This window comes from Synechococcus sp. BA-120 BA3, from assembly GCF_034931285.1.
GTDB lineage: Bacteria > Cyanobacteriota > Cyanobacteriia > PCC-6307 > Cyanobiaceae > Cyanobium.
In genome coordinates this window covers 1-15124 of sequence record NZ_JAYGHZ010000023.1, presented here as the reverse complement: position 1 = coordinate 15124, position 15124 = coordinate 1, and the positions used below count along the sequence as shown (strand labels likewise).

At 71.2% G+C, this 15124-nt stretch carries 14 protein-coding genes and 1 tRNA gene; 3 read left to right on the top strand and 12 right to left on the bottom strand.

Translation table 11 applies throughout. The features are described 5' to 3' along the window. On the bottom strand, positions 1-576 hold a 576-nt coding region (locus VB737_RS02235; RefSeq protein WP_500310766.1), incomplete at its 3' end, for a DNA replication/repair protein RecF. 91 nt (positions 577-667) lie between these two features. On the opposite strand from VB737_RS02235, the gene VB737_RS02230 reads away from it, so the two are divergent. Continuing rightward, positions 668-741, top strand: a tRNA-Arg gene (locus VB737_RS02230). On the opposite strand, the gene VB737_RS02225 is transcribed toward VB737_RS02230, so the two are convergent. From VB737_RS02225 to VB737_RS02190, 8 genes are all read right to left on the bottom strand, one after another. After that, positions 742-1221, bottom strand: coding sequence for an N-acetyltransferase (locus tag VB737_RS02225; RefSeq protein WP_500310763.1), 480 nt, complete (start codon positions 1219-1221; stop codon positions 742-744). It lies immediately after the preceding tRNA gene. 16 nt (positions 1222-1237) lie between these two features. Beyond that, a complete protein-coding gene (ppc, locus tag VB737_RS02220; RefSeq protein WP_500310765.1) occupies positions 1238-4243 on the bottom strand; it encodes a phosphoenolpyruvate carboxylase in 3006 nt (1001 codons plus the stop codon). Positions 4244-4269: 26 nt separating this feature from the next. Next, entirely contained in the window at positions 4270-5433 is a 1164-nt protein-coding gene (gene gshA / locus VB737_RS02215; protein ID WP_500310761.1) for a glutamate--cysteine ligase, read from the bottom strand. Beyond that, entirely contained in the window at positions 5430-6995 is a 1566-nt protein-coding gene (locus VB737_RS02210) for an anthranilate synthase component I family protein (RefSeq protein ID WP_500310759.1), read from the bottom strand. The genes gshA and VB737_RS02210 overlap by 4 nt, the downstream gene beginning before the upstream one ends. Before the next feature lie 68 nt (positions 6996-7063). Next, on the bottom strand, positions 7064-7495 hold the full coding sequence (locus VB737_RS02205; protein WP_015109263.1) for a photosystem I reaction center subunit II PsaD: 432 nt from the start codon (positions 7493-7495) through the stop codon (positions 7064-7066). Positions 7496-7609: 114 nt separating this feature from the next. Next, positions 7610-9013, bottom strand: a complete 1404-nt coding sequence (locus tag VB737_RS02200) for a sensor histidine kinase (protein WP_500310757.1) — start codon at positions 9011-9013, stop codon at positions 7610-7612. After that, positions 9004-10272, bottom strand: a complete 1269-nt coding sequence (gene rodA, locus VB737_RS02195) for a rod shape-determining protein RodA (protein WP_323305866.1) — start codon at positions 10270-10272, stop codon at positions 9004-9006. The genes VB737_RS02200 and rodA overlap by 10 nt, the downstream gene beginning before the upstream one ends. Positions 10273-10276: 4 nt before the next feature. Next, entirely contained in the window at positions 10277-11383 is a 1107-nt protein-coding gene (locus VB737_RS02190; protein WP_500310754.1) for an Mrp/NBP35 family ATP-binding protein, read from the bottom strand. A 143-nt stretch (positions 11384-11526) separates the two neighbouring features. On the opposite strand from VB737_RS02190, the gene hemF reads away from it, so the two are divergent. Further along, positions 11527-12552, top strand: a complete 1026-nt coding sequence (gene hemF, locus VB737_RS02185) for an oxygen-dependent coproporphyrinogen oxidase (protein ID WP_500310752.1) — start codon at positions 11527-11529, stop codon at positions 12550-12552. Here hemF and VB737_RS02180 read toward each other — a convergent pair. Both VB737_RS02180 and VB737_RS02175 read right to left on the bottom strand, forming a co-directional pair. Then, positions 12479-13354 carry a dehydrogenase gene (locus VB737_RS02180; protein WP_323305869.1) on the bottom strand — a complete coding sequence of 292 codons (876 nt, stop codon included), beginning with the start codon at positions 13352-13354 and terminating at the stop codon, positions 12479-12481. The two genes, hemF and VB737_RS02180, sit on opposite strands and share 74 nt — an antisense overlap. 4 nt (positions 13355-13358) lie before the next feature. Beyond that, positions 13359-13910, bottom strand: a complete 552-nt coding sequence (locus VB737_RS02175; RefSeq protein ID WP_323305870.1) for a cofactor assembly of complex C subunit B — start codon at positions 13908-13910, stop codon at positions 13359-13361. Positions 13911-14002: 92 nt separating this feature from the next. Between VB737_RS02175 and VB737_RS02170 the strand changes: the two genes are divergently transcribed. Further along, positions 14003-14668: a ribonuclease D gene (locus VB737_RS02170; RefSeq protein ID WP_323305871.1), complete on the top strand. Its 666-nt coding sequence runs from the start codon at positions 14003-14005 to the stop codon at positions 14666-14668. Positions 14669-14698: 30 nt separating this feature from the next. On the opposite strand, the gene VB737_RS02165 is transcribed toward VB737_RS02170, so the two are convergent. Beyond that, entirely contained in the window at positions 14699-14956 is a 258-nt protein-coding gene (locus VB737_RS02165; RefSeq protein WP_500310748.1) for a DUF8658 family protein, read from the bottom strand. Between the last annotated feature and the right edge of the window lie 168 nt (positions 14957-15124).

Genomic DNA, 15124 nt, shown 5'->3' with positions numbered 1-15124 from the left:
CAGGGCCCGCTGGCGGCGGCGATGCAGGCGGGAGCCGACCAGGGCCATCTGCTGATCGAAGGCCTCCAGCAGCTCCTGCCGCACGCCGGCGCCCAGGCCGCGGCGCAGCAGCTGGCTGCGCTGGCGCAGCAGCCGCCCGTAGCGGCTCAGGAGGGCGCCGTAGACCGGCTCCAGCTGCAGCACCACCCGGTCCAGCCACTGGCGCCGCAGGGCCGGCTCGCCCCGCACCAGGTCGAGGTCAAGGGCACTGAAGCCGACGCAGCGCAGGGGGCCGATCAGGTCGAGCTGCCGCTCCAGCCGCTTGCCGTTGCGGAACGCCTGGCGTCCGCCGCTGCGCCGCAGCTCCAGCTGCAGGCTGTCCGCCCCATCGGTGAGGGCGGACAGGCGGCTCCAGGGGTGCCCGTGGCCGATCAGATCCCGGTCGATGCTGCAGCGGTGGGAGCGCAGGCTGGTGAGCAGTTCCACCCCCTCCAGCAGATTCGACTTGCCCTGGCCGTTGCTGCCGATCACGAGCAGCCGGGGTGCCTCCAGCGACAGCTGCAGGCCGTCGATGTTGCGGAAATGCCGGAGGTCCAGGCGGTGCAGCCGGATGGTTCTGGGGCGGTCAGCCGCTAAGGTACCCCCATCGGCGGTCAAGGTTCCTCAGGGGGCCCCATCCACCGTGGCAGGGCATGTAGCTCAGTTGGATAGAGCGTCAGATTCCGGTTCTGAATGTCGGGGGTTCGAGTCCCTCCATGCTCGTCAGCCCAGTCCCTCCTCTCGACTGCTCCGCAGGTCGAGACCCATCGCCCGGATCCCCCCGGGATCGACCACGAACCCGGCCCGGGTGAGGGCCGTCACGGCTTCCGGCGGGGCGGACAGGGAGATGCTGCAGCCGCTCAGTTCCCGCCGAAGGCGGGCCAGGGCGGTCTGCACCAGGGCGCCGATGACCTCATCCCGGCAGGGATCGGCGGGATCGGCCACCAGGTCCCAGAGGTTGGCATTGAGGGCCTGGTCACTGGTGGCACGCACGAAACCCACCAGCCGGCCGCCGGGGTTGAGCACCACCAGATGCCAGGTGCTGCGGGCCAGCACCCGCTGCCAGCGCTCCGGGCTGCGGGGCGCATCGCCGCAGGCCACCAGCAGGAGGTTGAGGCCGGCGGGGTCGGGATCGTGCTGCTGCAGCAGGGCGTAGCCCTCCCGCAGGCGTGGGGTCGGGGGCTGGCTGCGGAAGGGGATCAACAGAGAGTCCAGGGAATCAGCCCGTGTTGCGCATGCCGGCGGCGATGCCGTTGATGGTCAGCAGGGCACCACGCAGCAGCTCGCTGCGGCTGTAGGTGCGGCCGTCGCCGCCACCCCCCGGCCCGTCGCCGGGCCCCTCGCTCATCGGCGGCTGCCGTTTCTGCTCCCGCAGCCGGCGCAGCAGCGCCACCTGCAGGTAGCCCAGGGGGATGATCGTGCGGTTGCGCAGGTCGACCGACAGCTGCAGGGCCGGGTCGCCGTCCAGGAGCCGGCTGTGGTTGCTGATGCGCAGCACCAGGGAGTGGGTGAGGGCGAACTCGCTGGCGATCGCCTCGAAGATCTGGGCGAACACCTCCTTGTTCTGGGGGCGACCCAGGGACCTGACGTAATGGCCGGCCAGCTCCAGGTCGACCTTGGAGAGGGTCATCTCCACCTTGGAGATCAGCATGCGGAAGAAGGGCCAGCGTTGGTAGAGCAGCTGCAGCAGCTCCATCTGCTCGCCGTCGGCATCGAGCTCGGCCTGCAGGGCCGTCCCCACCCCGTACCAGCTGGGCAGCAGGAAGCGGCTCTGGGTCCAGCCGAACACCCAGGGGATGGCCCGCAGGCTGGAGAGATCCTTGGCGCCGCTCTTGCGCCGTGCCGGCCGGCTGGAGATCTGCAGCTTGCTGATCTCCTCAATCGGTGTCACCTGCTGGAAGAAGGCCACCAGGTCCGGGTTGTCATGCACCAGGGCCCGGTAGTGGTCGCGGGAGCGGGCGGCGAGCCGCTCCATCAGCACGTTCCAGGTGGGGGTGTCGTCCACCGGGGTGCTCACCATGCTGTTCTGGAGCACGGCGGTGGTGACCGTCTCCAGGTTGTACAGGGCCAGTTCCGGCAGGGAGTACTTGGAGGCCAGCACTTCCCCCTGCTCGGTGATCTTGATGCGTCCCTTCAGGGTGCCGCTGGGCTGGGCCAGGATCGCCTGGTAGGCGGGGCCGCCGCCCCGGCCCACCGAGCCGCCGCGGCCGTGGAAGATGCGCAGGGCCACATCGTGGGCATCGGCCAGCGACTGCAGCGCGATCTGGGCCCGGTGGATCTCCCAGTTGCTGGAGAGGAAGCCGGAATCCTTGTTGCTGTCGGAGTAGCCCAGCATCACCTCCTGGAGGGGCTGCTCGCCGTCGCTGTTGCTGATCAGCAGCTGGCGGTAGAAGGGATCGGCGAACAGGCGCCCCATCACGGCCGGGGCCCCCTGCAGGTCCTCGACCGTTTCGAACAGGGGGATCACCAGCAGGGCCGATTTCTGGGCCATCGGATCCACCAGCCCCGCCTCCTTGGCCAGCAGCACCACCTCCAGCAGGTCCGACACCGTGTGACTCATGGAGATCACGTAGGTGCGGCAGATGCGCCGGCCGAACTCCTGCTGCAGCCGCTGCAGCATCCGGAACACGGCGAAGGTCTCGGCGGTGGGGGCGCTCCAGCGGGCCGCCGGCGGCAGCAGGGGCCGGCGGGTCTTGAGTTCGCTCAGCAGCCACTCCACCCGCTGCTCCTCGTCCATCTCGCCGTAGGGCACCGGCAGCAGCAGATAGCGGCTGAGCTCGTCGATGGCGTCGCTGTGGCGGGTGCTCTCCTGGCGAATGTCGAGGCTGGCCAGGGAGAAGGCGAAGATGTGGACCTGGCTGAGCAGATCCTGCAGTGCCTCGCAGCTCAGGCCGGTGGCATCGAGGCTTTCCTTGATCAGCTCCAGGTCGGTGCGGAACTCCTCGACCGAGGCGTAATGCAGCTCCTGGGGTGGGGCCGGCTCCATCAGGCTGCTCAGTCCGGCCTCGTAGCCGGAGGAGCCGTCGCAGGGGGATTCCCAGCCCGCCTCGGCCAGCTGCTGGTTGCGTTGCTGGGTGAGGCGCAGCCGCTCGAGGGTGTAGCTCAGCTTCAGCCGGTAGGGCTCGAGCCGGTAGCGGGCGGCGCGTTCCTCGTAGATCTCCGGGAAGCGCAGCCGGTCCATCTCCAGGGATTCCAGCAGGGCGGGGCTCACCTGGCTCCACTGCATCGAGATGCTGAGCTGGTCGCGCAGGACCGACACCGCCTGGACGTAGCGGGCCAGCATCAGCTGCCGCTGGAAGCAGGCCGTGCGCCAGGTCACGTCCGGTGTCACCGACGGGTTGCCGTCCCGGTCGGATCCCACCCAGGAGCCGAAGGTGCAGAAGGCGTCACGGGGGGGCTGCACGTCGGGGTAGCTGGCCGCCAGGGCGGCGCGGATGCGCTGGCGCAGCTGGGGCAGGGCGTCGAAGAGCACCTGCTGGAAGTAGTGCAGGGCGTAATCGACCTCGTCGATCACCGAGGGCTTGAACTGGTGCAGTTCATCGGTGCGCCACCACAGCCGGATCTCCTCCTCCAGCTGCTGGCGGAGCCGGTCGTTGTCGTCCGGGTTGCCCTGGCCGTTCACCTGCAGCTTCTGGATCAGGGCCGCCACCCGCCGCTGCTTGTGACGCACGGTGTGGCGCACGATCTCGGTGGGGTGAGCCGTGAACACCAGCCGGATGTCCAGTTCCCGCAGCAGGCTCTCGAGCTGGCCCGGCGGCACGTTCAGGGCCCGCAGGCGCTCGAACAGCTGGCGGAAGGTGGCCGGGTCGCTCTGGCTGGCCAGGGGCGGCAGGAAGGGGTCGTTGCTGGCGGGGGCGGGGGCCCGCTTGATGCTCTCGAGGTAGCTGTCCTCCTCGATGTGCTGCTCGAGGATGTTGACCAGCTGGAAGTAGAGGGAGAAGGCCCGGGCCGCGGCGATGCCTTCGGCCAGGTCCATGGCCTTGATCAGGGCCACGATGCCGTCGGTGTCGACGGCGGAGGGGGCCTCCGGGTCGAGGCCCGGCGCCACCGGACCGCTCAGTTCCTTGAGCCGCAGCAGCCGCTCCACCTGCTCGGGGGGGCATTCGCTGCGCAGCACCGTCTGCCAGAGGTCCTCCACCAGCTCCAGCCGCTCGGTGAGCAGTCGGATCACCCCGGGTGAGGCCTCGGCGGGAACGACCGAAGGCTCGGTCAGGAGTAGCCGCATGGGGGCGGTGGGCGCGGGGGTGCTGTTCATGATCCTCCAGGAACCTGGGCTGCTTCTGTCGCCAGCCATGCGTCCAGGGCCCTCTCCCGCCGTTCGAGAGCCACGGCCTCGCTGCCGATGATGGCACCGATGCTTTCCCCGCGCCCATGGCGCGCCAGCCATCGCATCGCCTGGTTGCCGCCGGCGAGCAGGTCGTGGAGGGGTGCGAGCCAGCGCGCCAGCCCCAGCTCGACCGCCAGAGGCGCCATCATCTCGAGCTCGGCGGCGATCCAGGCGCGGGCCTCCAGCGTTTCGCCGGTGCGCCAGTGCACCAGGCGGGCCTGGAGGCTGGAGCGGGCCGCCGCCCGGTCGTTGGCATCGGCGATGGCCTCCAGCTCGGCCGCCCCGAACCGGCTGGCGGCCAGGGGATCCTGGCTTGCGGGATCCTCCAGCAGCTGCTGCAGGCGCAGCTCGGTGAACGCGGTGACCGCCAGCAGCAGCAGCGGGTCGTCGATCAGGTCGCAGATGCGGATCTCGAGGCGGTTGAGGCCATGGGGGCGGTCGTCGCCGTTGGGCCGCACCGATGTCCAGAGGTGGCGAACGTTGCGCATCGCCCCGGCGGCCAGTTGCTCCTCCATCCAGTCGATGTAGTGGCGGTGGTCCCGGAACAGGGGCACCCGGGGCGGCGTGAGCGGGAACTGGAGCCAGCGCTGGGAGTGGGCCCCGGTGAGCTCCCCGTCGAGGAACGGGGAGCTGGCGCTGAGGGCCAGCAGCAGGGAGGCTTCGCAGCGCAGCAGCCGCAGGCCCGCGAACAGGGCGTCCATCGCCGTCAGGCCCAGGTTGATGTGGACGCTGGCGGTCACCACCCGGGTGCCGTAGGCGGCCTCGATGTAGGCGTGGTAGGGGTTGTCGGGGTCGGAACGCTCGAAGCGGCGGCTGTCCCCCAGGCTCAGGGTGCTGCCGGGCAGCAGGGTGAGCTGGCGGGGCTGGAGCCAGCGGCGCAGGCGCCGGCGCGGTTCCAGCAGCAGCTCCAGCTGGGCGATGTAGGAGGCCTCGGGCGGGGTGACGTACTCGAGGTTGCGGTGGTCCGGCTCGGTCATGAACCCCGCCAGCTCGGCGGCCGCTTCCGCGGAGCAGCCCACCACCGTGCCGTCGGCCCGGCCCGTGTACATCTCCACTTCGAAGCCCTTCAGCAGCAGGGGAGCGCTCATGGCGTCGCGCCGGCCCCGTCGGCCACGGCCGGCTCCAGGCAGGCGAGGGCCTTCAGCATGCCGCGTGCCTTGTTGCGGGTTTCCTGGTACTCCGCCTCCGGGCGGGAGTCGGCCACGATCCCGGCCCCGGCCTGCACCTGCACCCGCCAGCCACCGTCGGGGTGGGGGAGCACCACCATGGTGCGGATCGTGATGGCCGTATTCAGCGCGCCGGCCAGATCCACCGCCCCGTAGACCCCCGAGTAGGGCCCGCGGGCCTCCGGTTCGAGAGCATGGATCAGCTGCATGGCGCGGATCTTTGGCGCGCCGCTCACGGTGCCCGCCGGGAAGGAAGCCATCAGCAGGTCCCAGATGTCGTGATCCTCGGTCAGCAGCCCCTCCACCTCGCTGACGATGTGCATCACGTGGGAGTACTTCTCGATCACCATCAGTTCGGTGACCTGCACCGTGCCGGCCCGGCAGACCCGGCCCAGGTCGTTGCGGCCCAGGTCGACCAGCATCACGTGCTCCGCCCGCTCCTTCGGGTCGGCCAGCAGCTCCTCGGCCAGGGCCCCATCCTGCGCGTCATCGGCGCCACGGGGCCGGGTGCCGGCGATGGGCCGCAGGGAGGCCTTCACCCCTTCGGCGCAGGGCTCCGCCTTCACCATCACCTCGGGACTGGAGCCGATCAGATGCCAGTCGCCGAAGTTGAAGAACGCCATGTAGGGCGAGGGGTTCACCATTCGCAGGCTGCGGTAGAGATCGAAGGGGTCGTGGGTCACCCTGGCTTCGAACCGCTGGCTCAGCACCAGCTGGAACACGTCGCCGGCGGCGATGTGTTCGGCGGCGGCCGCCACGGCGCCCTGGAACTCCTCCTGGTCCCGGTTGCTCCGGGTGGCCAGCTCGGCGCCGCTGGCTTCGTGCCAGGCCAGCGGCTTGACGTGCGCCGGCAACGGGGCGTGCATGCGGGCCTCAAGGGCCTCGATGCGGGCCGCTGCCCGGTCATAGGCCTCACCCGGATCGGCACCCGCCGAGAGGTCCACGTAGGCCACCGCCGTGATCTGGCGCTTCACCTGGTCGAACACCAGCAGGCTGTCGGCCAGCATCCAGCAGCCGTCCGGCGGGGCCCCGTCCGGGGCCTCGTGGACCGGCACGCTGGGCTCGATCCAGCGGATCAGCTCGTAGCCCCAGAAGCCGAACAGCTGGGCCACCGTCGGCAGGCCCTCCACCGGGCCGGGGCGCAGGGGGGCCAGGGCCTCCCGCAGCAGGGCGAAGGGGTTGCCCTGGAGCTGTTCGCTGCGGCCATCCCGCCAGCGTTTCTCCCCCCGGTCGCCGCGGCAGGTGAGGGTCCAGAGCGGGTCAGTGACGACGAAGCTCCAGCGGCCCAGCTGCTCGCCCCCCTCGACCGATTCCAGCAGCACGCCATGGCTGCGGCCCGCCCCCACCTTCAGCCAGGTGGTCAGGGGGGTCTCCAGGTCGGCGGGCCAGCGCTTCCAGAGGGGCAGGAGATTGACGGCCAAGTCAGCACCTGCTTCCCCACCGGCGATGCGGGCGAGGAAGGCGCTGCGATCAGAACCGGGCATCACGGCGACGGGCAGGCAAAAAAAACGGGGCTCCCGGCCCCGCCGTTATAGGTGCTGGCCGGTCAGGCTCAGGCCTCGTGGGTGGCCTTGCCGCTGAACTTGAGGCTGGCGGGATTGGGGTTGGCGCCGATGCTGCGGGGGGTGTGGCCCACCATGGGGCGGCCTTCGTTGACCTTCTCGGGGAAGACGCCGTCCTTGGGGTGCAGGAATTCGGTGTCGCCGCCCGGGTAGATGCGGTAGATCTTGTAGTCCTCGATCCGGGGCTTGAACTTGGTGCGCAACTGGGTGCCCAGGGCCAGGCACTGCTCCTTGCGGGCGAAGTACATCAGGTTGTCGCCTTCGTGCATCTCGGCGGCGCCGCCGGTGGGGAGCTCGAACGCCTGGGCCTTGGTGCTGCTCCAGGTGATGGCGTACTTCTCCTCGGTTTCCGCCGAGTTGAGCAGGCCACCGGTGCTGCCGATGGACTTCGGAAGTTGACCGTGGAGGGCCGTATCAGGCATGGCTCGCAGACCGTTTCAGGCGGAAGCTAGCACCGTGTTTTTGGGCTTCCGGGGCCCCCCGGCGGACTCTTCACACCCGTCAACAAACCCGGCCGCCGCCACCTCAGCCGCCGCTCAGCCGCCGCGCTCGGCGGCCGGGAAGAACACCGTCAGGTTGCTGCCCCCCCGTTCCGTGAGCCGCCCCCCCAGGCGGTGGAAGAGCCTCTGGGTGGCCTGGCGGCTGAGCTGCAGGCTGCCGGTTTCCGGGTTCCAGCTCAGCACCGGACCCACCGGCATCGGCACGGCGGCCGCCAGCCCATCGGCCTCGCGGCTCTCGGGGTCGTCGCTGCTGAGCTGGAGCTTCAGCCGCGAGCCCGCCGGCAGCAGCCGCAGCCGCACTTCGCTGCCGCTGGGCAGGCTGCGGCTGAACCGGTCCATCAGGCCGCCGAGCATGGTCTCCAGCCGGCTGGGGTCGCTCATCACATGCGGCAGGTCGGCGGCGATCTCAAGCACCAGCCGCAGGTCGCGGCGCTCCAGCTGCCGTTGCCAGAGCTCCTCCAGCTGGTAGAGCAGCCGGCTCAGGTCCGTGCGGGCCAGTTCGCTGTCGCTCAGCGGCTGGCCGCTGCCCGGCTGGCGCTGCAGTTCCGCCGCCAGGAAGATCAGGCCGAAGCGGTCGATCTGTTCGCTGCACTCCCCGTCGATCTGCTCCAGCCGCTGCCGCACCACCGCCGGCAGGTCGGTGCGGCGCAGCAGCGAGCGGATCAGGGTGCGGATCGTGGCCAGCGGGGTCCGCACCTCGTGGGTGAGGGCCTCGAGCAGGGCCAGTTCGCTGCTCACGGCATCGCTGCCTTCGCTGCGTTTCTCGCCATGCACCAGCGGCTGAAGGGTGACGCTGGGGGCCATGGCGGCCAGACGCTGGGCCAGCAGGGGCCAGAAGCGGGTGCCCAGATCGGGATCGTTGCTGAGCGGGCCCAGCAACTGCAGGCGGCGGCGCAGGCCGAGGCCCGCGGCCGCATCGTCCTGGGCCAGGCGCCGATCGAGCAGCTCCAGGGCGGCCGACAGCGTCGGGGCGTCGAAGCGCACCACCAGCCGGCGCTCCTGCGGTGGGCCGTCGAGGGCCAGGGCCACCTGCAGCACCGGGGTGATCAGCACCAGCAGCGGATCGGTGCCGTCCTCCTCCCGCAGGCTGAGGCGGTGGAAGCCCCCCGGCCGGCCGGCCGTTCCCCGGGGGGGCCTGCCGTGGGGGTCTGTCAGGGGTGCCATCCCCGGCAGCAGCGGCAGCCCCGGGGGCATCAGGTTGCCCACCTCGGCGGGGGTCCAGACCCAGCCGTCCAGCCACTCCAGCAGGGAGGGTTCGTAGAGGGCCGGCAGGGGGGCCGCCAGCCACACCCCCGGCTGGGGAGGGGCGGCCCCGAGCAGGTCCGCCTGCACCGTGGCCAGGGCGGCCCACCATTGGCGCCGCACGCTGTCCTCATCCCCTCGCCCGGCCGGGACACCGGCGGCCAGCAGGCTGCGAAGGTCCCCCAGGCTCACCACCACCGTCGCTGGCTGCGGCTGCGACGGGCCACGGAGGCGCAGAGTCCGAGGCTGATGCAGTTGACGAGCATGGCCGAACGGCCGTAGCTCAGGAACGGCAGCGGAATGCCGGTGATCGGTCCCAGTCCGATGGTCATGTTGACGTTCACCACCACCTGGAACATCAGCATGGCGCCGATGCCCACCACCACGAGCGATTCGTAGTCACTGCCGGCCCGGCTCGCGATCTGCAGCAGGCGCCAGATCAGCACCACGAAGCCCACCACCACCAGCATCGAGCCGATGAAGCCGGTCTCCTCGCCCAGGGCGCTGAAGATGAAATCGGTGTGCTGCTCGGGGATGAAGCGCAGCTTGGTGAGGGAGCCGTTCATCAGGCCGGTGCCCCAGAGCTGGCCGGAACCGATGCCCACGGTGCTCTGCAGCAGGTGGTAGCCGCCCCCCAGGGGATCCTGGGCCGGATCGAGGAACAGGGTGAGCCGGGCCCGCTGGTGCGGGCGCAGCCCGTGCTCCCAGAGCCAGGGTGTCCCCACGGCGAACAGCCCCTGGACGGCCAGCACCAGGGAGAGTCCCACCGCCTTCCAGGGCAGAGAGCGCCACGCGACCCAGCCCATCAGGGGGATCCAGCCCAGCAGCAGCCAGGGCATGGTGCCGGCCATGATCGCCGTGAACAGGGGCGAGAGCAGCAGCAGCAGCCAGGTGGCGGGCATGCCCGACCAGAACAGCATCACCAGCAGCACCGCCCCGAAGACCAGCGACGTGCCGAGATCGGGCTGCACGAACACCAGCAGCCACGGCACGCTGATCATGGCCACGGGCCGCAGCAGATCGATCGGTCGCTCCACCGGGTACTTGGAGAGCACCCCCGCCAGCAGCAGGATCGCCGCCACCTTGGCGAACTCCGACGGCTGGACGTAGAAGCCGCCGATGTTGATCCAGCTCTGGGCCCCGAGGGCGCTGACCCCAATGATCCGCACCGCGACCAGGCTCGCCACCATCAGGATGTAGATCGGCCACTGGAAGCGGGCGATGCGCTCCAGAGGGACCCGGGCCAGCAGCAGGGCCATCACCAGGCCCACCGCCGCGGTGATCCAGTGCTGGTACCAGTCGGTGGTGGCCTGCTGGCGCTGGGTGCTGGCGATGAGGACGCCCGCCAGCAGCGTCAGGGCGATGGGGATACCCCAGAGGAGGGGATCGAAGCCGGGGCCGCGCCGCTTGGCCCCCTTGGCGGCGAACCCACCGCGCCGGGGGCTGAGAACCGCCATCGCTTCAGGCGAGCGCCGGGCTGAGGGCGCAGCTGGCGCTCAGGCGCTCGGCCAGCTCGGTGAAGGCGCGGGCGCTGGCCGAGTCCGGTGCCGACAGCACCACCGGCAAGCCCCGCTCCCCGCCCTCGAGCACGGGCATCTCCATGGGCAGCTGGGCCAGCAGGGGCACGCCGGCCTCGTCGGCCAGCCGCTGGCCGCCGCCGCTGCCGAACAGGGCGTAGCGGCGATCGGGCAGATCCGGAGGGATGAAGGCGGTCATGTTCTCCACCACCCCGAGCACCGGCACGCCCATCTGCAGGAACATCGCCAGGCCGCGGCGGGCATCCTGGAGCGACACCAGCTGGGGGGTGGTGACGATCACCGCGCCGGCCATCGGCACGGCCTGGGCCAGGGTGAGCTGGGCGTCGCCGGTGCCGGGGGGGAGATCCACCACCAGCACGTCCCGTTCGCCCCAGTTCACCTGATAGAGGAACTGGCGGATGATTCCGTTCAACATCGGCCCGCGCCAGACCACCGGCTGGTTCTCCTGGATCAGCAGGCCCATCGACACCATCACGATGCCGCAGGTCTCGATCGGCTCCAGCACCTGGTCGTTGCCGCTGCCCGACACCTGGGGGCTGCGGTCGGCCACGCCCAGCATGGTGGGGGCATTGGGCCCGTAGATGTCGGCATCGAGCAGGCCCACCCGCAGGCCGGAGGCCGCCAGGGCACAGGCCAGGTTCACCGCCACGGTGCTCTTGCCCACGCCCCCCTTGCCGCTGCTGACGGCGATCACCTGACGCACGCCGGGGATGCCCTGCCGTTCCGGCAGCTGGGTCCCGCCGGGGCCGTGGCCGGCGGCGCCGATCGGGCCTGATGACGGGGCGGCGGCGGGCTGGGCCAGTTCGATCTGCACGTCGTTGATGCCCTCCACGGCCAGCAGGGCGCTGCGGGCCTCGGCGGCGATGCGCTCCCGCTGGCTGTTGGCGAATCCGGGCAGGGCGAGGCGGAACACCGCCCGGCCGCCCTGCTGTCTCAGGTCGCTGATCCAGCCCAGCTCCAGCAGGCTGCGGCCACTGCCGGCGTCGCGGAGCGGCTGCAGGGCCTCGAGGAGGGTGTCGGCGCTGGCCATGCGGCGGCGGCAGGGTCGGATTGGGGGCGATCCTAGGGGCGGCCCCTTGCCCAGCCCGTGACAGACGCTCTCGAACCCTTGTGGGACCCCCCGACGGGCTGAAAAGGTGTGCGGATGTTCCGCGTCCGCCGCGCTGCCGTTCCATGGAGATGCCACCTGCCGATTCCCGCAGCCGCGCCAAGGCCCTGCTGACGGGCCTGCAGGATTCGATCTGCGCGGGTCTCGCCAGCCTCGATGGCGGGGCTGACTTCGAGGAGCAGAGCTGGGAGCGGCCGGAGGGCGGCGGCGGCCGCTCACGGGTGATGAAGGACGGCCGCGTGTTCGAGCAGGGCGGCGTCAACTTCTCCGAGGTGGAGGGCGAGCGGCTGCCGCCCTCGATCCTGTCCCAGCGCCCCGAGGCGGAGGGCCACCGCTGGTTCGCCACCGGCACCTCGATGGTGCTGCACCCCCGCAACCCCTACGTGCCCACGGTGCATCTCAACTACCGCTATTTCGAGGCGGGGCCGGTGTGGTGGTTCGGCGGCGGCGCCGACCTCACTCCCTATTACCCGTTCCTGGAGGACGCCCGGCATTTCCACCGCACCCTCAAGGGGGCCTGCGACGGGGTGGATCCGGCTTACTACACGGTGTTCAAGCCCTGGTGCGACGAGTACTTCTTCCTGAAGCACCGGGGCGAGACCCGCGGCGTGGGTGGCATCTTCTACGACTACCAGGACCCCGGCGGGGTGCTCTACAAGGGGGGTGACCCCGAGGGGCCGGCGGCGGCGGCCAGCGCGGCCGTCGGGCCGCTCCACCAGAACTGGGAGCAGCTCTTCGCCCTGGCTTCGGCCTGCGGCCACGCCTTCCTGCCGAGCTACGTGCCGATCGTGGAGCGACGCCAGGGCTTGCCCTGGGGCGATGGGGAGCGCCAGTTCCAGCTCTACCGCCGCGGCCGCTACGTGGAGTTCAACCTGGTCTTCGACCGGGGCACGATCTTCGGCCTGCAGACCAACGGCCGCACCGAATCGATCCTGATGTCACTGCCGCCCCTGGTGCGTTGGGAGTACGGGTACACGGCCGCCGCAGGCAGCCGCGAGGCCCTGCTGACCGACCTGTTCACTCGTCCGCAGAACTGGCTTGAAGACCCTTCCCTGGAGGAGCGCTGCCGACCCCACCAGGCGGTGGGCTGAGCGGCATGGCGGTGGCCGGGCTGCGGCCCAGCCCCACCTCGAGGGCGGTCACGATCCGCTCGGCGATGGCCAGCACCGTGTCGGAACGGGTGGCCGGGTTGCGGAGCGAGCGCTCCAGCTGGCCCTCCAGCTTGCCCACCTCCAGCAGGGCGATGCCGCGCCTGGGCCCACCGAGGCCACCCCGGAAGGCCATGGGGAACCCGCCGAAGGCCGCGGCCAGGCTTTCGTCGAGGGAGCTGAAGGGGCGGTGCAGGGGTGGGATCAACCCCGATCCGATGCCGTCGGGGCCCCAGGCGTCGAAGTGGATCTCCAGGGCGTAGCCGCCGCTGGCGGCGTGCTGACGGCCCACGCTCCAGTTGGTGCTGGGGTGGTTGCCATCAGGGATCGTGCGGAAGGGGGGGCGGTAGGAGCTGATGCGCAGCCCCCGCTGGCGGCCCAGGGTCACCACCGCCTCGGCGACGACCATGTTCCAGTAGAGCTCGTCGCTGATGCCGGGAAACATCGGCGGCGCCCCCGCAGCCACGGCGGCGCCGCTGGTACCGGCGCCGTTCATCCCCTGGGAATCGGCATGGCCCGCCAGCACCAGGATGGGGGTGTCCGGATCGACGGGGCGGATGCCGATCCAGTCCCGGCCCAGGCGGCTGCGGGGACCGGTGATCGGATCGAAGCCAGCCAGTGCCGGCGCCTGGATCCGGCTGGCCGGCAGGGCCGCGTCGGCGGCATGGGCGAGCGGTGCGAGCTGGCCGAGGCTGCCGACCAGCAGGGCGGGCCCCAGCAGCCAGGTCGGGAGAGGGGAACCCATGGGTTCAGATCGGCGAGGAGAGCAGGGAGCCGTCGCTGGCCAGCTGGAGCCCGGGGCCGAGTTCCCGCTCGATGGCGATCAGTTCGTCCCGGTGGGCCCGCAGGCGCAGGGTGCTGCCGCCGTCGCTGTCGCCGCTGATCAGGCGCAGCTCCAGGCTTTCGGGCCGGGCGGCCCGGCGTCGGTAGATCACCCCGGCCAGGGGCCCCACCAGGGCCAGCAGCAGGGGCCACCAGCCGAGGGAGGGCAGCACCTGGCGCAGCACCAGGCCCAGGCAGGCGGCCCCGACGCTGCCCAGCAGCGAGAGCAGCAGGGCGAGGGGCAGGCTGGAGCGCACCTGGCCGCGGAAGCGCAGCAGCTGGCGCTCGGGATCGCCGGCCTCGGTCCGCCAGCCCCGTGCGGTGAGCCAGTCGGAGAGGCCCTCGAGCACCTGCACGGGCGGCTGCGGGGAGTGCACGTCCACCACCGTGGTGCGGTCCTTGCTGGCGGCCCTCAGAAAGAAGACCAGGCCGATGGCCATCAGCAGGGTGAGCAGGAGGGTGGAACCCAGGGTGGGCATGGCGGCGCGGCCTTTCGGGCTCGCATTCTGGCCTGAGTGGCCCGGTCAGCGGCCGCCGTGGGCGACGATGGCCGCCAACCCCCTGCTCCCCCATGGCCCAGACCCCTTCCAGCGGCAGTGCCAGCCCCGGTCCGCCGGCCCGTTTCGCCGTCTTCGACCACGACCTCGACGCCGCCTGGGGGGAGCTGTTCGGCCAGGCCCGGGCCCTGGCGATCGACACCGAGGCCATGGGGCTGATCCATGGGCGTGACCGCCTCTGCCTGGTGCAGATCTGCGACGACCATGACAACGTCTGCTGCATCCGGGTGGCCCGGGGGCAGACGGAGGCGCCGCGGCTGAAGGCCCTGTGCGAGAACCCGGCCATCGAGAAGGTGTTCCACTTCGCCCGCTTCGATGTGGCGGCGCTGGCGGAGAACCTCGGCATCGCTGTGGACCCCGTCTTCTGCACCAAGGTGGCCAGCCGCCTGGCCCGCACCTACGCCCCGCGCCATGGCCTCAAGGACGTGGTCAACGAGCTGGTGGGGGTGGAGCTCGACAAGCAGGCCCAGAGTTCCGACTGGGGCCGGGTGGAGGAGCTCAGCGACACCCAGCTGGCCTATGCCGCCGGTGACGTGCGCTGGCTGCTGGCCGCCCGGGACCGGCTGGAGGTGATGCTGCGCCGCGAGGAGCGCTGGGAGCTGGCCCGCCGCTGCTTCGCCTGCGTGCCCGTCTTCTCCGCCCTCGACCGGCAGCGGTTCAACCAGGTGTTCGAGCACTGAGGCGGCGCTCACGGGGGCCGGCGGCTGCGCTCAGTCCTCGATCATGAACATGTCGTCTTCCCCGACCGAGCGCAGCTGGCCGTCGAACAGCTGGCCCCGGTCGAGGCCGCTGGCCCTGGTTTCCTCCAGCAGCCGCTCCGCCAGGGCCAGCTTGGCGGGGGTGTCCCGGAGCCCTTCCTTGGCCGCCAGGATCTCCACCCGCCGGCGGGCCGCCGCCAGGCTGATGCCCAGCTGGGTGGCCAGATGACCGCAGGCGGCGTTGAAGCTGCGGTCGGGGATGCCGGGCATCGGTGCGGAGGACAAGGGGGCGGTCGGCCCCATCATCCCCCTACCCCGGCAGCAGCCGCTCCCGGATCAGGGCCGCCAGCCGGGCACTGCCGCCGGCCGGTCCCATGCGGCGCCGGCCGATGCGGCCCAGCCGGGCCCGCTCCCCCACGTGCAGATCGAGGTCGGCGA